Source organism: Citrobacter sp. CRE-46 (assembly GCF_059615875.1).
The window spans coordinates 93,627-110,097 of the sequence record NZ_JCAPUG010000002.1; the positions used below are offsets into that span (position 1 = coordinate 93,627).

A 16,471-nucleotide genomic window follows, 5' to 3' on the forward strand; every position below is an offset into this window, starting at 1 on the left:
GTATTCGTGAAGAAAAAGCTAAGACAAGGCACAGAAACCCTTGCAGGCGACGTTAAAAAGTATTGGAGTAGCTATAACCCTCACTCATTTCTCAAGAGGTCGACATAATCCTTATAGACATAGCTTTTCCCGCGAGCTCTGCCAGTCGTTTCAACAAGAATGCCTGTAGCTTCGAGTACCTTGATCGCAGTACTGGCAGTAGGAAACGTTACCGCAAGTTCAGACTGAGCACGTTCGACAGTTAATCTTGGCATAACTGGCAGTAACTCAAAAAGACGCATGGTTTGCAAGGACGTCGAGGTGTTCGCAAGTAGCATCTTTCGATGCATGGCGATGAGAGAAGCTATCTGAATAATACTCCGTTGAGCCTCCTCAGCAGCTATCTCCACCCCTTCCAGGAAGAACGATACCCATTGCTCCCAGTTCCCATAGCTCCGTATCTCTGACAGACACCGGTAATATTCTTCCTGATGGCTTTTCAGGTACCCGGAAACATATAAAAGAGGTTCGGGCAGGACACCCCATTCTTCCAGCAGGATTGCAATAAGCAGTCGGCCAATGCGTCCATTACCGTCCAGAAAGGGGTGAATAGTTTCGAATTGCGCATGCACCAGGGCAATCTTAACGAGTGGAGGTAACGTCTGATTTTGGTCGTGAATAAACAGCTCCAGATCAGACAAGAGGTTCGTGACTTCTTCCGGGGGAGGAGGAACATAGACCGCATTACCAGGACGAGTTCCGCCTATCCAGTTCTGGCTGGTTCTGATGTTGCCGGGTTGTTTATTAGCGCCACGAATACCATTGAGAAGAACCTTATGCGCTTCCGTAATCAACCGCACCGATACAGGAAGACCTTCAGGTGAGTTAATTTGTTCCCGGACATACCGGAATGCCTGCAGATATTGTGTAACTTCTTCAACATCATCCGCATTGGCAACGGATAAACCTGCTTCGTCATCAAAAACGTCTGTCAGGGTAGCTTGGGTACCTTCCAGCTGGGAAGTTAGCAATGCCTCGCGGCGCAAGGCGCTGTAAATGAGCCACTCTCCGGAGGCAACGAGACCAGACATACCTGAAAGCCTGGCCAGGGCAAGTTCAGCTCGTGTATTTTGTTCTTGCCATACATGGGGATCCAGTTCTGGTTTCGTTGGTGGCAGAGGAAATGGCACAAAGGCATGAACAGCCTCATTGTGGCTTTGGGTGGTTTTGTAGTGGCCTGTTACTCGATTCATTAAAGCTCCTTTTAATAAGCTAGATAGTTATTAAAACATCCTTTAATAACAATATCACTAGTTAAAAAAAGCTTTAATACAGAGGCTGACTCTGTTTATCTTGGCGTCGGTGGTTCCCAGGTATTCTGATGTGAAGCTTGAGCATCCGGAGCATAACTGCTTTGATTCAACACATTTGTGAATTGTTGCTCATGCTCAACACGTAGCTGGTCTACATCCGGCCGTGCGATATGGTATTCAGCTTCATCGCGGTGGTTCACATTGTGCCATGCCACCATTTTGGCAAATGCTGTATTGAACTGTTCATCATTCCCTTCTGGTGCCATCGCGACGGTCGGAGAACGACTGAAGAGAACCGGTGCGACTTTGACCATATCCCGCTTCAGCGAATCGTAATCGCCGGTGTTTCTGAAAATAACCCTGTCGCCATAGTCAGTGCAAATGTGACGACCTGTCTCCGGATCCCGGAACTGGACGCGACCATTTTTCTTCAGTGAAGCCTGTAGGCCAGGTACACCGGAATACATCGGCGTACCACCAGGTTCACAGATAACAACACATCTGCTGTCTGTAGTGGATTTCACTGCATTACCACGACGATCCTTGTAATCCCATCCCCTTAGCTGTGATATCGCAGCCTTGTCACCTTTCACCGCTTCAGCTTCAACCCACTGCCGGTAAGACGGCGGATACCATGTTCCCTGTCCGATGAGTTCAGCGCGTTCAGCTTTCATAGCTTCTTTCAGTGTAATCAGAGCCTGCATACGCTGCAGTTCTACAATATGGTAATACAGCTTTCTCACCAGAGGGTCTCGATGTTCGATACGGATGCGCGCTTTACGCATCCGGCATTCATCATGTATAGCCTGGTAGCGCTCACGACCACGCAAATCCGGACGCTGCCAGTTAGCCCGCCAGGCTGCATAACGGGCTTTCAGATCTTCTCTTGCAGCTGCGCGCGCTTCACGGCGCTGGCGACGCAATTCAGGGTCACGTTTCATACCAGGAATATCGCGATCGCTCACGGCCAGTTCCGGATTGTAACGGCTTACCGGCTTAACACGTTCAAAGATGTCTGCCGGCACTGGAACAAATGAACCAGCATGAGGTTCCGCACGCGCAAGTGTAAGATCCGGATGAACATGACTTGCCTTAACAGGAGTCTGTTCGCGATTATAGGCATCCATCACAACCAGCCCCTGCTGCTCACGAACTAACAACAACCCTTGTTTCGCAAACTGTTCATGACAGCGTTCCCAGGAAAAGTGTTTACTGCTTATAAGCGTTTCAATCTCCTGACGGCAGTGCGAAACAGCATAGCCCCAGAGGCTTTCCTTATCGGAGAAAATCTCGCGTTTCAGGGCTCCCTGTGGACCCGATCCTGTACGCAATTTTCGCCATTCCCGATCGGAAACTGGAGTTGCTTCCAGACCGCCACCAGTGAACTGTTCTGCAGGAGGAACCTGCTGGAAAATGTCTTTTGGTACCGGCTTCCAGCCACCTTTATACGAGTCCAGGACCGCTTTCGTTAGCGCAGGCCATACCCGTTCTGCCCTGACTGGTGTGCGCGTTGGATCATATCCATCACAGATAACCAGTCGATCATGTTGTTCTTTAAGATACAAACCCGACTTTGCGAGGAGTGTATGTACCGACTGTATAGTTCGTTGCGACGGGTCCTGATCAAGTGCAATCAGCGGTGCGCGTAAACGTGCGGTCGCATAGTCAGTTAAGGTATCTTTCTCTGTCATTCGTTCAGGACGCGACGGCACTGTAATTTTCTCAGGTTCGTAACGGCCAACAGCCTGGACTTGCGAAAAGATATCCTGTGCAGGAGGAGTAAACTCACCCAGTTTACGAATAAGTTTTTCGGTATCGAAAGCGTGACCAAATGCCGAAAGCGTTACGCCAGGACGCTCACTGTCCCAGCCATCCTTCACTTTCAGCTCGCCGTTATCCGCTGACAGGAACAAACCTTCTTTAGCAAAACGCTGATGGAGAGAAGACCAGTCAGTCACAGGTGCTTCCCGTAAACCGGCTATAGCAGTGTCAGCGATGTATTCTCTCAGGCTCTGAATACGACCACGCTTCCAGGCACTTTGACGATCACGTTCAATCGAAGTACGACGAACAATACGATTGTCAGGTGCAATCACATAGCACCCATTATCGGGCGAAAAGCCATGCTTAAGCTCCAGCTCACGGCAGGCCTTACTCAGTTTTTCCTGGCTGTAAGCGAGACGGTTAAGATAACCGGTCTCCGGGTGAACGCGGTTTACAGCGATGTGAACATGCAGATTATCCGTGTCAGTGTGAACGGCAGAGACGAACTGATGGCCGGCTAATCCTAGGCGAGAAAGCGTATGGCTGACCGAATCATAAATCTGTTCTGGACGTGGGCTTTCATGCGACTGCCAGCTCAGAATATAGTGGAATACAGGATCACTTTTGTTATGGGCGAACTTCGCTTTACGGGCCGAGAACTCCATCTCTTCGGCTGCGCTTTCAATTGACGTACAGTTGTGGAAACAGGTCACGCCGTAAAAATTTACCCATTCACTGCCGTCCGGCATCACGTCAACAAGCGAGATAAACGACTCATCACGCAGTTTCGTGGCATAATCAACAAGACGAGAAAAGCGACTGCTGTGCGGCATTTCCGGTTTTGTTCCGGATGCTTTAACAGCTTCCATCAAATCATCATCGCGCGGTTCATCACGAACAGAAACGTAAGACACCAAATCCCCAAAGGAGGACTTTCCGTCTTGTCGTTTCGGTGGAATAACTGCGATCATGATGTTCTGATTCTCTCCGTACTAGTCGTTGCTCATAAGTTTTTTTCTGAGCGTGGTGGACAATTCTGATATTGCTACAAGGACCGTGGAGTATTCTTTATCCCCGACTCTTTTCCCTTCAACAAACAGATGCTTTTGCAGTCTTCCCAGCCTCAATAGCTCAGTCATAAAGCTGTCGTCGATGAGTGAAATGACCTTTCTGTTCATCGCAGCGTTACGAATGTAAGCCGATACGCTTTGTCCAACCTCTTCCGCTTTCCCTTCAATTTCTTCGATTTCATCAGGGGTAAACCTCAGAGTCTTGATAACGGTTTTCTGCCGTTTATCACTTCCTCTTCGGGATACTTTGTCGCTCATGTGTGCTCCTTACTCGGGTGTCGGGACGGAGCCCTGACCAGGTGGCATTTGTAATATCGTGCGTGCGCGGTATTACAAATGCACATCCTGTCCCGTTTTTTCGGCCATTATACGCTTCGCTGGCTGTTTCGCCTAGTGGCGATTTGACGGCATCGGCAGTGCGAGACACTGCCACTTTTTATTTGGCAATGGTATGATTGACATGAAAATCATAGCGGCAATATGTGAAAGGAAAAATTTGATATGGCAGATAAAAAATGGTTCACAACGGAAGACGTTGAACTGGCAAAAATGACGTTAGATTCTCTACCTGATTTAACCGAGAAACGTCTTACCAAATCCGACGTATTGAATAAACTGCAAGACCAGATAATTTTGCTTTCTGGTCATAAAGGCTATTCTGTAGATGATATCCGTTCGGCTTTAGAGGGTGTGGGTATCCAGACAAGTGTTAAAGCTATTCGTGAAATATTAAGTAAGCAGAAAAAAACAACAAAAGGGGCAGGTTTTTCTCGTAACAGAACGACTAAAAATTCTAATCAAACTCCAGTGAATCAAGAAAGTTAAGAATTTTTACGGAGAACACTGGAACCTGATGAGAGGCATTATTTTACCACGATAGTGGTTAGATAATTCCGAACTGTGTAATTAGCTGAAAACTGATTCAATACCTGAGTTTGTCACGCCCAGCACCATAATTAGCGGGAGTTTCCTCCCGCATTGCATCATTCATGACTTCAACTTTTGCATCATTTCTGCCATTCCCCACAATGCACGGTTCAGTTTTACATCCCCATCAATTCCGGTCACTGCACGTGTACGCTGTCTCTTTCCTTGCGCTGTTTTTCCCAGTAAACCACCCTTTGTCATATTCTCCTGAACACGCTGATACGTCGTCCAAAGATCATTAGATTTATCTTCATTTCGGCGAACATTGAGCAAATCGGATGGTGCCAGAGGGATGTGCTTTCCTTCTGAGTTTTCATCATAACGCCAGCCCAGAGCGGTCTGTGCAAAAATTTCCTGCTCCTCGCGTGTCAGCGCGGTGTCTTTCATTATTTCTCGTGACTCTGTTATTTCGTCAAAAATTCCCAGAACCTCGTATGCACCTTCTATAACTTGCTCGACTACATCGCCTTTGTGCGGGACACGGATCTCCCCGAACGTCTGCCCGCAAATCATCCCGTTGGTGCAGACGAAGCGGAACATTCCCGGAATCATCTGATAACTGCTGCTACCATCGTGGCTATTCAAAAGAATTATTTCCGGAACCTCTTTACCTGCAATTTGCCCGGCGCGACGCAAACGCATCATATGTTTGGTGTGACCACGTTTTCCTTCATCACGGGTGCGTGTCTGGCAAGCAAAGAACGGCAGGAAACCTTCTTCGCGCAATTTTTCCAGAACGGTAATCGTTGGAATGTACGTGTAGCGTTCGCTACGGGAATCATGTTTGTCCTCGGAAAAAATACTCGGAACAACATGCATCAGTTCATCGTTCGTCAGTGGACGTTCGCGACGGATGACATTCATTGATGCAAAACGAGATGCTAAACGGGCCATAGTGATTCTCCTCATGATGATTATAAAATTGCTTCTGCCGTCGCCTTTTTGATGATGATTCACCATCGCGGGTGGCCGTTCCCGTGATAAAGCGAACGGCCTGACCTACAAGGAGGAGATGCAAGGGTGCAGCAGGAAGCCGCAGCGCAAGCGACCAGAGGGAGTGCGAACGGGTGAGTGATGTGCCCTTGCATAGACTCCGGGTCGGGCCAGAGTCTTTCACGGGTAAGGCAGCACGCGGTGAGCAAAGTACTCAAAAGGTGAAAGCTGGAATTATCCGGCGGGCGAAGCCCGTTTCCTTTCTGGGGCCGCCAGGTGGCCCCAGTCAGGGCGGCGCTGTCGGGACGGCAGCTGCAAGCCCGTGCGCCGGAGGTGGAGAATTATGCCCGGGCGTGCCGGGCTGATACTTACCAGTCAAATACTGGCGCACCTTCCACATTATCCCCCACAGATGAGAAATGGATCATGCTAATATTGGCCTGCTTAATAGACCGATAAATTAACGCCCGTGTGGTTCGTGAAATGCCCAGACGTTTCAGCCGGAGAAGCGGACGTGTGGGAGCATCGAGGCGCAGAAGATACCCGACATCGGTATCCAGAATCCACGGCCATTCGTTCTCTGATTGGGTCAATTCCTGCAATAAATAATTATCTTCTAACGTGATATGAGATATTCGACATTCCATAACCGGGCGCAGCATCATACGCGGAGCGATGATACTTTTCCCCCATCCCAATGAATCCGTAATATCGTTCCACGCCCATTCATCATCACCAGGAATAGGGCACTCCAGCAACTGGAAAGGAACCCCGATTTTCTCCGCAATTTTCTTACCTATCGAGATCACATCCTCATTACGTTCCTGAAGATCGCGGCCTGCAATATATTCACCATCCAGATAAATGGCCTCCTCGCCGTTCTCAAGACGGATACCTGTTACGCCGCGTGGCGCATTTTGTAGATAATATTTTGGCATTGGTTATTCTCCGCAATGGCGATCAAAAGCCGCCCCGTTGCGGGGCGGCGGCTGTCAGATGTAGCCCAACTCGGCGTTCACGGTAGTCATGAACTGCTGCCAGTATTCAAATCGCAGCGCAGGTACATGCGCGCGGCGGCCACTCTTCAGGGCGTTTACAAACGCCTTCGCCTGTGCGACTATTTGCGGGTCGAAAATCATAGTTAACTCCTTTGGTTTTGATGAGGACCAGTTGCATCTGGTCTGGAAGAAGCAGAGTTCGCGCTCTGCTTTTTTATTGCCTGTGATCCGGCAATCCTTTCTGCGTCGATGACGCAAGCCTTCAGTTGTTCCCCCCCGGCTCCTTCTGCCGTCTCTTTTTTCTTCGGCTTCCGGGCCAGAACGAAACGCCCTCATTGCGCAGACGATCCGGCAGCGCCCGAAAGAGGCTGCAAGGGTTAAGGACTTATTTTTTCTGCGTCACACCGGAAAAAATCAGGCCTTAAGCAGCTCTGCTGCGACCCTTTCAGACGCTTACGGGAGATGTCAGTCTGCATCAGCAATGAGAGGCTTTCGTGCGTGCGGAGGGGAAAAAGGACGGCAGAAGAAGCCGGTGAAGCCGGCTTTCCTTAGCGGACGCCAGCGGCGGCCAGTGAAAGCGGCGCGGCCGGAACGGTCGCAGCAAGCGCGGGGGTTGCCGTTCGACATCGGACACTAGCGAATAGCCCGAAACCGCTTGCGGGTTCGGCGGAGCCTGGCCGGTGCGTCAGCAGCTGCCCGGCGGAGTGTGGCCTGACGACCCGGCGCGCTGGCGCGACGGGGAGCCGAAGGGGGCGCACCTTTCGCATTTTCCTTTCTCTTTTCGCTGTCAATTTCAACATCAAAAAAAGTGCAATTTCTGCACCTTTTAACCTTCAAAAAAACCATAATTTCATTATAAAATAAGTGCAATTTCTGCACTTTTTTAAGGATAAATAATGACAGGTTACGAGCTTCGACTCTGGAGAAAAGGCCTCGGCTGGAGCCGTGACAAGGCGGCTGAACAACTGGATATCAGCCTGCGAACCTATAAAGACTACGAAAACGCGCCCCGCCTGAAACGTAGCATTGCGCTGGCAACAGTGACGCTATCACTACAGGACCAGCTGCCCCGATTCAGACAGAACCGGACCAGCGGCGACAAAATGCGTGAAATGCTCAATACGATGATCGATGATGCGATCCATCCGGATTAACGGCCCTTCCCTGCGGGCCTCCCCTGCAACGTGTCCTGCACATATTTTTGCGCCATATTCCAGACTCGCGCTTCATCTTTGCTCAGTTCCTCTGAATCAATGGCTTCACAGGTATAGTAAGCATCCCATGGCGGCGGATGACTGACCGCTTTGGGCATATTCAGCAGTTCAACCGCCGCGCGAACTGCCGGAAGCACATCACCCGAATCGATCCCTTCATCAAAAATTATCTCTGTGCCCATCGCCACGTTATCCTCCAGCCACGCCAGCAGGATTTCCAGTTTGTGGGGTTTGCTCATACGTCCTCTTTCGGTGTGGCCCGGCAATCGCCGGGCCTGATTTTTCAGTCAATGGCCCGGTAAATCAGATCGCGTTCCGGGTGTTTGATGATGCTGATATAGTCCTTCAGCGCGTCCTGACGATCGACAAGCCCCTGGCAGACTTTCGCCATGCGCTCCCCCATTTCATAGACCTGCCAGTTCAGACGATTGAGGGACATCAGTGTCGCAATGATCCCGGCGGCCTCCGCTGAAACCTCAGCATCGAAGTAATTTCCCGGCATGGTCACGTGATACACCCCTTCCGGCGGTACCAGATACCCGGTCGGTCGGGTAATACAGTCCTCAGTCCATCCGTCAATTCGACCGCTGATACCACGCGGAACGGCAAAGTAACGCCAGAAACCTCCGTCATACTGGCTATGTACCTGTAACCAGGAGGCGACCAGCTGGTCGCCCTGCGGCGTGAAGAATAATTCAGGAATAAAGGCCAGACGCTGGCGCGGGTCAGTGATTTCAATGCTGGCAGTCGGGGCAATCATTGTGGAAGTCATCATTATTCGGCTTTCCTTAGTGGCCGCCAGTGGCGGCCAGTTTAAGTGGCGCTGCCGGAACGGCAGCTGCAAACGCTATATGTCAGGCGGCAATATCGAGGCCGTACATAAAGTCCTTCATTGCTTTCATGCGTCTCTGGAACTCCAGCTTGTTTTTAAAGTCGTTCCAGTAATAAACCGGGGTATACCGCGCACGATGCAGGTTCATTGTCAGCGTGTTGCCTGTGATAACTTCCGCCGGGATACCCAGTAACGAAAGCTGAACAAACGCCATATCGGCGGCGATCGGGTCAATATCGATACAGCTTCCGAACATGTGATTCGAATGGTCATATCCGGCATCTAACAGGCATTCGGCATAGGCGATAATCATCCCCGCCGCGCCGCTCGCAGGGTCACTGACGGTGACAAAACCCTCGCGGCGGATCGACTCTTTCACGCCGGGCATCATCATTCGTGCCATCATCGACTGAACGGAATACGGCGTGAAGTATTGCCCCATGCCATTAGATCCCAGCTCCAGCTCCATGAAAATCGCGCCGAGAAAATCATGAAATTTGGCATCGAGCGCGCACACCATCAGGATGAAAAGATCATGCATTTTCTGAATATCTGCGGCCTCGTAGCGCTCGCAGACTTTGCGGCTACGCTCGATATTCTCCGGTGTAAGAATCCGCGCCAGATCCAGCTCACTGGCAGAAAGCGTGATGAAATCGCAGAACACATCCCAGCGGCGCATATAACGCGCGGTATCGTTAAACAGGCGGATAAACTGCTTACGTGCTGCATCCACGTGCATCAATCCGATAATCGGCTTCTTTTTGGAAACCGGAACAATTGGAATAACGTTGTCAGACTCACGCGCCTGGTTGAAAAATTCTGCAAAACTCAGTTGTGACATAGTTCCCCCTGCTTGCCGCCCCTTCAGGGGCGGCTCCGTGTATCAGTGTGTTTTCTGGCTTTCAGGAATGAAGGTCGCTTTGACCTTCGCCACAATGACGGCGTGATTCAGGTGGCTGTAATCACGCAGACGGAAATAACGCTTGCCGCAGCGCACGAAAATATCAGTCACGTTCCCGCAATACATTTCCTGCATCATGAACGTTTCAGTGTCCTGCGCGGTGTCGCTACGCCAGTTCATTGGCGGCATCATCCCTGCCGCGTCATGGAACTTGTACACGTCGATTTCGACGGGTGCAGTGACAGCCGCTTTTTCGCGGGTCAGCCAGTAGGCGCGCTCGGCCTCGGCGGTCGCGTTCATGTCCAGCGTGTGGGTCGGTTCGGTCTGATATACGTGCATAAGGATCTCCTTTCTTTTAATCACATCACCCGTTGAGTTACGGGAGCCGCGGTTTTGACGTTTTGCGGGAACCTGCTGAAGTTTCCCGGGTTGTTTCACTTCACCCGTTTGAGAACCTTCGCCGCAGGTGCAGCACGCCACCGGCCGACGCCGGAATCCGGGGCGGAAGCGCAAAGTTTTTACCTGGAAAAAGTTTTCGCTGGAGAGCGGCAGCGGCCCTGGATGACAAGGAGGACTGTGGCGTGATTCAGCACCCAGGAGGAGGATCTCAAAGGGCGAAACGCACAACGGAGAAGACGAGCCGGGACCCGCCGCAACGGCGATACGCGGCAGCGTAGCGATGTTGCCCTGCAGAATCCCGTCGCCGGCGACGGGATGGTGAGAGCGGCGTGGCCGGAACGGCCGCAGCAAGCGTGGGGTTGACCTTCTCCATCGGACACTAGCGAATAGCCCGAAACCCGCAGGGGTTCGGCGGAGCCTGGCGGGTGCGTTAAGCAGTTGCCCTGGCGGAGTGTGGCCTGACGACCTGGCGCGCTGGCGCGACGGGGAGCCGAAGGTGGTCGGGTTCTTCGCCTTTCTGGTTTGAAACAGCAAAAATCCGGGAGAAAATGGCACAGCTATCAGGGAAAGTGGTACAGAAGTGAGTAAAGAGAAACAGACGGCAGGAAGAAAGCGGAAGACGACTAAATGACCATAATGAGGACATAAACGGAGGGGAGGATGGGAGGCGCGCAGCGCCTCTCCCCCGCCCTTCCAGCTGGGCGCCCTGCAGCAGGTTGTTCATGCCAGGCCAGACAGGGAAAAGGGCCTCCCTGCGAACAGGGAAGCCCTTCTAAAAGCGCTTGCGGCAATGGTCCGACAACATCCGATACCCTGAATGGCGGGGGTTTCCCCCCGCCGGGGTTAGCTACTTAGCGGATTCGTAAGCCAGTATTGCAGCGACCTCCCGTTCTCCGTCCTTCAGCCTGATTTCGCAAAGCGATTTTCGGGTCAGGTATGTGAATGCCAGCAGTGTTAAACACACTATAAGCACACACCAGATAACGGGACTTCGCGGCAGTTTCATGGCCTTCTTCTCCTTGCCTTACGGCATCTAAGAGGCTATCCTGATGGTGTCGATTCATGCAGGGGCCTCGGTTAATGAAAATTAACTGGGGCTTTTGTCTTTCTGCCTCACGACACAGGTACAAACCACCGGAACATCCTGAGGCAAAAAGCCTCAAGCGCCACCGCCATTATACCGTTCATCCCTCTTTCTGCCCAGGAATAGGCAGCTAACTGTCTTAATTTATCCTGCTTATCCGTCTTCCCGGGGATCGCCCTCCCCTCTGGCCCACTCAGTAATCTGCTCATCCAGCACGGCAAGTTGCGGGTATACCGCCTCAGCCAACAGATAAAAATCTGTCTCCAGTCCGCCATGCCAGTCGGCCCATTCGGCAGACATATCATTCAGTTTGTCGACGATGGTCTGCAGCTTCTTACGCTGACTGCGTGCGAGTTTCAGTTCCTCGCGGAACGGGTTTCGTTTTCTCACGGCCAGACCTCCCGAAGAGTGATCTTGTTCGGTACCATCCAGCGTTCAAGCTCGCGTTCTTCAGGCGAACTGGCTCCCGCAACGTCGTGAACATCCAGCACAACCTCCAGCGCCGACAGGTTATACCCGCGAACCAGAGATGCCAGTGACGGACAACGTTCTGTCCACGCCCACAGCATTTTTTCCAGATCGTAGTCCCGGATATCCTGTTGTGACCAGTGGGCATACCAGGTGCGGATAGTCTCCGGTGTGTGAAATGCCAGGTCAATTTCGGCCTGCCCGGTCAGATTGTCATACTTCTCTTCCCGCTCTCTTTCTCGGCGTGCCTCCTGACGGCTGTATAGATCATCTTCACGCTGGTAACGGCTTGCCTGACGCTCTCCCACACTGAACGCCTGCTCCGGAAACAGCGATGTCACCATCGAGGTATCAAGCGGTGAATAACAATGCCGACCCCGCGAGCGAATCAGAGTATCAAATGCTTCCTCATACTGAGCGAGCGGGACTTTGTCGTCCTTGTACCAGTACACGCCGCGTACCTGGTTAATGGCGCGACCGCTAATTTTGCTGCTCCCACACAGGAACCGGAAAAAGGCCCGGGCATAAGGGTGCGGCGGATTACCGAACCGCCTGTCCTTCTGGGTTGTTTCCTCAACGTGCATAATGGCACGGAGTGCAGCTTCACGTTCTGGCAGTTGCGTCACAAGAGAGAGATGGCGTGGAATGCTCATGCTGGTATCTCCTCTTTCAGAATAGACATGATGTCGCATAGTCCGTATCCATCCCAGTGAAGGCCACTGATCTGGCACAAAATGCGGCTGATTTCACTGGCATCGAAGAACGAGGACTGGTGAACACAGGCCAGACGCTCTCCCTGAGACATGGAAATCAGCACAAGCCAGTAATCACTGATTTCACCAGGGCTGCATACCACCACTTCAAAGCGCTCATGTTCGGGGGTAAAGCGAATCTGAACCGGAAACAAGCCGCCGAACTCACTGCGAAATTCTCCGTTCATGTCCCATTTGTCAGGAAGCGCGAAGGAATTCATGACGGCATTAGTGAGTTCACTGCGATACTGAAAACCCGCTGCTCGATGGGCTTCAAACTCTTCGGCGGTCATCGCGGCAAGACGGGAATGATGAATACTCATAGGGTATCTCCTTATTGCCGCCCCATCGGGGCGGCTCTCCATATCAGGCGGCTAATGCCGAGTGGTCAGTTTCAGTCTGGTTTTCTTCAATCGCTTTCGGCTGCGGAGCGCATAACCACGCAGGAACCCAGCAACTGTCTTTCAGACGATCTTCGGCAAGCTCGGCAGCATCGCCCTTCTTCATCTTCGCCGCATCGGACGCTGCCCCTTCCATTCCAGCCTCTTTCAGGGATTCGACAATCTGGTCATGCTTAACGCCTTTGAAATATCCGTCTTTGGTTGGATGCCACCAGTCGCGAAAGTTGAAATCGATCGCAGTCTCCAGCGCGTCAAGTTTACTTCGGGAGGTATGACCGTTATCGCGAGTCTGAACACCGTCAACGGAACAGGCCGTACAAAACGCCATAAGAGACATGAGCACGCCACCATCCAGCGAGAAGAACGAGGTTAAATCCTGTCGCCAGCCCTCTGGCAACAGCGCCTCAAGACGCTCACCTTCGGTCCGGATTGCGGTATATGCTTTACCCTCCTTGCCCGACGGTGCATTCATGGTCTGTGAGTAATGACCTACAGTCACGCGAACACCAAATGGATTATCCTGCTCTCCACGCCCCGTAAAGACCTCAGCACACATACGCCATGCCAGCAGCGCCACGGCTTTGGTTGGCTGGTTCATCAACGCTGCCTGAACAGCAAGCGTCCTTTCAGACGACATTTTCAGCAGTTGCGGCGCGGTAACCCCTTCGGTGATATCTTTTTTTATCGAAGTCACCGCAGGTACAGGATCCTCCCCACTTTCCGTTTCTCCGTTCTCTTTTGTCGGAAGGTCTGCAATACGGCAGACACCGCGCTGAATGACCAGTTCGCCATACTGGTAGCTGACCACAACACCCGCAGAGGCTTTCATCCCATCCGTCCAGGCACGTTGTCCTGCTTCTTCCTGCATACGACAGATTTCGGCATCAAGCTCGTCAGCTTCATCACAGGCACTGTCAAACGTACTAAATTTCTCTTTCAGTTCATCCAGACGCGCCTGTTCTTCATCGGTATAGACGGTTTCTGGTTTTTCCAGCAGCAGGTAGTCTTGCCCGTCCTGACCATAACGACTTACCGTTTCTGGACGACCCATACTCCACGACCAGCCCTCGCTCAGTTCGTGTTGCAGTGCAATCGTGTCCAGTTTTTCCTGTACAAGGCGCTGAACCAGTACGCTGTCAGCCGTTCCAGCCCCCTCTTCCTTGGAAAACAAATCTTCACGAACCACACCGCCAGCGGTTTCATATGCTTCACGACCCACAAAGAGAAAGGCTGAACTGGTAACAGAAATTTCGGTTTCTGTGATCGCACGTTTTAGTAAATGAGCCTGAACAGATCCCCACTGCGCGTAGACGCTGTCAAACACCTGAACCTGACGTTCCTGACTGGATTCAAGGCACAGAGCCTGACACTGCTCAACAGTGATTTCATCCTGTGCCAGCTTATCCAGCAGTGCTGGGGCAAGGTTTGCCAGTTTCAACATGCGCTGAACATGGCGGGAACCATAGCCCAGACCATCACCAATCTGCGCGGCGGTTTTGCCCTGCGCCGCCAGCTTACCAAAGGCCATAATTTGCTCGGCAGGGTGCATCGCCTCCAGTTCATTGTTCTCAGCGTAAGACGCTTCAACAGCCAACTCGTCACTGACACACTTAACCGGAACCTGATAATCAGCACCAATACGTCCCGTCTCGCACAACAGATTCAGTGCGGTGAGACGTCTACCACCTGCAGCAACTCCGGATTTGCCCTCCGGCAGCACGTGAACCACGAGGTTATGCAGAAGCCCGAGGTTTTCAATCGAGTTAGCCAGACGTTTAACACTGTCAGCGGTGTAAGGGATAGTACGCACGTTCAGCGGAGATTTAATAAGATCGGACAGCGGAACGTATGTGATAACAGCGGAATCAAGCGCGCTTTTCAGTTCTGCGCTGATAACTTTATTCTTCGGGTTGGCCTTTTTGGCTGATTTTGCTTTAACATTTGCTACTGACATCGTTATTTCCTCCATTTTAATGATTGTCGCGTTCTGCGGAGGTGCATCTCCGCAGAACACCTTTCGTTTACTGCTGTACTGCCCTGCCGTGACTTTTCAGGTAGCCGTTCAGTACCTGTCCGGCATCCGGCTGGAAATTCCAGACCCGTTCAATCAACTGCTCATGTTCGTCACGCATAACTAACTGAAAATGCGATGACTGATCGTTTTCTAACGTCACATTGGAGTAATACGCAGACACGTTTTTCGCGTCTTCGCGTGTAAAAGCGCCCAACGGAAGCAGTGGCGCAGGAGCATTGACGACTTCGCCATTCAGCAGCGCCGCCAGCGCATGATCCTCAGCCGTAGGCTGCCGTAATGACTCAGGCTGATTCAGAAAATCCTTCAACGATTTGCACATCACAAAACCCCTCTGGTCTGGTTTTCAGAGGCAAAGCCTCTCCTGCCGTCCTCTTTCTGGTGTTTTCACACACTGCGGAGGACCTTTCCGCGAGAGCGTAACGGGCACGGCCCGGTGAAGCTGTCCAGGATTAGCGGGAAATTTATTCCGGCTCGTCCGGAAAAAATTTGCTGATAAAGCCCCGGCGGTCCTGGCCAGCAAGACGGGTTGTGGCGGTATCAGCGACCGGAAAGGCACTCAGCAGGGAATGAACGCAGAGGAAGTGGCGGGAGAGAGCCGGCAACGTCAACAACGTTGCCCCTTACACCCCGGAACGGGGTGCATCGAGCGCAGGAACGGCGCGACAGGGCGGCGCGACCGGAACGGTCGCTGCAAGCCAGCCTTTGACGTTGCGACAGCCTGGGATGGAAACCCGCTGCCCGAAGGTTTACCGGAGGGCCGGGCAGAGACAGCGCAGCTGGCTCGGTGCGAAGCATGACAGCCCCGGTTCCCGAAGGGAAGTCGCCCGGGTAAACCAGCCCGTGGAAAAAAAGTATCTGAAAGCCCCGGTTTTTATCGTTCTGGTTATGGTTCTGGCCACGCGGTCCACGCCCACGCCCACGCCCACGCCCACGCCCACGCCCACGCCCACGCCCACGCCCACGCCCACGCCCACGCCCACGCCCACGCCCACGCCCACGCCCACGCCCACGCAGGTCAGCATGTTTCAGAAACGACAGCAGGAAAAGCAGATTTCAGAACTGATTCATTACCGGCTTCACCGGCGGAGGGAATGCGCCGCAGGCGCTTTCCCCTGCCGTCATCCCGCAGGGATGACAGGGTTTTCCCGCGCGCGAACAGGCGGCTCATTGGCCGCCTCCGGGACTAATATTTAACTTTTTGCTGGATAAACTGGCCGCCGATAAAAAGTTGCTCGCGACGAGTCAACAAATCACAAATATCGTCAAGGAGCATTGGCGTCGTTATAGGTCTGAGGCCTAATTCCCTGCGGCGTTCGTTTACCAGAGTTTTGTAGTGTTTCAGAATTTTGCGTGTTTCAGGTGTCATTTTCATAGGGAACCTTTTTCCGGCAGGGTTTCCCC

General features: G+C 52.2%; 19 protein-coding genes and 1 pseudogene. 2 read left to right on the top strand and 18 right to left on the bottom strand.

What is annotated here, in order from left to right; genetic code table 11:
- Nucleotides 1-80 precede the first annotated feature (80 nt).
- The 3 genes from AC534G_RS25870 to mobA form a co-directional block, all read right to left on the bottom strand.
- Nucleotides 81-1,232 (bottom strand): Fic family protein, encoded by a 1,152-nt coding sequence (locus AC534G_RS25870; protein ID WP_048227653.1) that lies wholly within the window; start codon nt 1,230-1,232, stop codon nt 81-83.
- A gap of 95 nt (nt 1,233-1,327) precedes the next feature.
- Nucleotides 1,328-4,027: a relaxase/mobilization nuclease domain-containing protein gene (locus tag AC534G_RS25875; protein WP_048227654.1), complete on the bottom strand. Its 2,700-nt coding sequence runs from the start codon at nt 4,025-4,027 to the stop codon at nt 1,328-1,330.
- Between the two features lie 21 nt (nt 4,028-4,048).
- Complete coding sequence (gene mobA / locus AC534G_RS25880; protein ID WP_048227655.1) at nt 4,049-4,384, bottom strand: plasmid mobilization protein MobA; 336 nt, start codon at nt 4,382-4,384, stop codon at nt 4,049-4,051.
- Nucleotides 4,385-4,627: 243 nt separating this feature from the next.
- Between mobA and AC534G_RS25885 the strand changes: the two genes are divergently transcribed.
- The gene (locus AC534G_RS25885; protein WP_069325148.1) at nt 4,628-4,951 is read left to right on the top strand and encodes a hypothetical protein; all 324 of its coding nucleotides are present in this window, start codon (nt 4,628-4,630) and stop codon (nt 4,949-4,951) included.
- A 162-nt stretch (nt 4,952-5,113) separates the two neighbouring features.
- On the opposite strand, the gene AC534G_RS25890 is transcribed toward AC534G_RS25885, so the two are convergent.
- The 3 genes from AC534G_RS25890 to AC534G_RS25900 all read right to left on the bottom strand — a co-directional run bounded on the left by AC534G_RS25890 (nt 5,114) and on the right by AC534G_RS25900 (nt 7,125).
- A complete protein-coding gene (locus tag AC534G_RS25890; RefSeq protein ID WP_053389752.1) occupies nt 5,114-5,947 on the bottom strand; it encodes a DUF932 domain-containing protein in 834 nt (277 codons plus the stop codon).
- A 407-nt stretch (nt 5,948-6,354) separates the two neighbouring features.
- Nucleotides 6,355-6,924 carry a DUF5983 family protein gene (locus AC534G_RS25895; RefSeq protein ID WP_053389751.1) on the bottom strand — a complete coding sequence of 190 codons (570 nt, stop codon included), beginning with the start codon at nt 6,922-6,924 and terminating at the stop codon, nt 6,355-6,357.
- 54 nt (nt 6,925-6,978) lie between these two features.
- Nucleotides 6,979-7,125 carry a hypothetical protein gene (locus tag AC534G_RS25900; protein WP_048227658.1) on the bottom strand — a complete coding sequence of 49 codons (147 nt, stop codon included), beginning with the start codon at nt 7,123-7,125 and terminating at the stop codon, nt 6,979-6,981.
- Between the two features lie 755 nt (nt 7,126-7,880).
- Here AC534G_RS25900 and AC534G_RS25905 point away from each other — a divergent pair.
- Nucleotides 7,881-8,138, top strand: a complete 258-nt coding sequence (locus tag AC534G_RS25905) for a helix-turn-helix domain-containing protein (protein WP_053389750.1) — start codon at nt 7,881-7,883, stop codon at nt 8,136-8,138.
- Here AC534G_RS25905 and AC534G_RS25910 read toward each other — a convergent pair.
- The 12 genes and pseudogenes from AC534G_RS25910 to AC534G_RS25965 form a co-directional block, all read right to left on the bottom strand.
- Nucleotides 8,135-8,437: a DUF957 domain-containing protein gene (locus AC534G_RS25910; RefSeq protein WP_053389749.1), complete on the bottom strand. Its 303-nt coding sequence runs from the start codon at nt 8,435-8,437 to the stop codon at nt 8,135-8,137. The genes AC534G_RS25905 and AC534G_RS25910 overlap by 4 nt on opposite strands.
- Before the next feature lie 44 nt (nt 8,438-8,481).
- Nucleotides 8,482-8,973, bottom strand: a complete 492-nt coding sequence (locus tag AC534G_RS25915; protein ID WP_053389748.1) for an antirestriction protein — start codon at nt 8,971-8,973, stop codon at nt 8,482-8,484.
- 79 nt (nt 8,974-9,052) lie between these two features.
- Nucleotides 9,053-9,871 carry an N-6 DNA methylase gene (locus AC534G_RS25920; RefSeq protein WP_053389747.1) on the bottom strand — a complete coding sequence of 273 codons (819 nt, stop codon included), beginning with the start codon at nt 9,869-9,871 and terminating at the stop codon, nt 9,053-9,055.
- A 42-nt stretch (nt 9,872-9,913) separates the two neighbouring features.
- Nucleotides 9,914-10,270, bottom strand: a complete 357-nt coding sequence (locus tag AC534G_RS25925) for a hypothetical protein (protein WP_040231230.1) — start codon at nt 10,268-10,270, stop codon at nt 9,914-9,916.
- Nucleotides 10,271-11,177: 907 nt separating this feature from the next.
- On the bottom strand, nt 11,178-11,303 hold the full coding sequence (locus AC534G_RS25930) for a type I toxin-antitoxin system Hok family toxin (protein WP_228719026.1): 126 nt from the start codon (nt 11,301-11,303) through the stop codon (nt 11,178-11,180).
- Nucleotides 11,245-11,394 (bottom strand): annotated as a pseudogene (locus tag AC534G_RS25935) (DUF5431 family protein); the annotation flags it as partial. The gene AC534G_RS25930 and the pseudogene AC534G_RS25935, both read right to left, overlap by 59 nt.
- 173 nt (nt 11,395-11,567) lie before the next feature.
- Nucleotides 11,568-11,804 carry a hypothetical protein gene (locus tag AC534G_RS25940; protein ID WP_048227663.1) on the bottom strand — a complete coding sequence of 79 codons (237 nt, stop codon included), beginning with the start codon at nt 11,802-11,804 and terminating at the stop codon, nt 11,568-11,570.
- Nucleotides 11,801-12,535 (bottom strand): plasmid SOS inhibition protein A, encoded by a 735-nt coding sequence (locus AC534G_RS25945; RefSeq protein ID WP_048227664.1) that lies wholly within the window; start codon nt 12,533-12,535, stop codon nt 11,801-11,803. The genes AC534G_RS25940 and AC534G_RS25945 overlap by 4 nt, the downstream gene beginning before the upstream one ends.
- Entirely contained in the window at nt 12,532-12,957 is a 426-nt protein-coding gene (gene psiB, locus AC534G_RS25950) for a conjugation system SOS inhibitor PsiB (protein ID WP_053389746.1), read from the bottom strand. Before psiB ends, AC534G_RS25945 begins: the two co-directional genes overlap by 4 nt.
- Nucleotides 12,958-13,000: 43 nt before the next feature.
- Nucleotides 13,001-14,989, bottom strand: a complete 1,989-nt coding sequence (locus AC534G_RS25955; RefSeq protein ID WP_053389745.1) for a ParB/RepB/Spo0J family partition protein — start codon at nt 14,987-14,989, stop codon at nt 13,001-13,003.
- Between the two features lie 67 nt (nt 14,990-15,056).
- Nucleotides 15,057-15,389 (bottom strand): DUF905 family protein, encoded by a 333-nt coding sequence (locus AC534G_RS25960; protein WP_077223967.1) that lies wholly within the window; start codon nt 15,387-15,389, stop codon nt 15,057-15,059.
- 864 nt (nt 15,390-16,253) lie between these two features.
- A complete protein-coding gene (locus tag AC534G_RS25965; protein ID WP_048227667.1) occupies nt 16,254-16,442 on the bottom strand; it encodes a hypothetical protein in 189 nt (62 codons plus the stop codon).
- Nucleotides 16,443-16,471 lie beyond the last annotated feature (29 nt).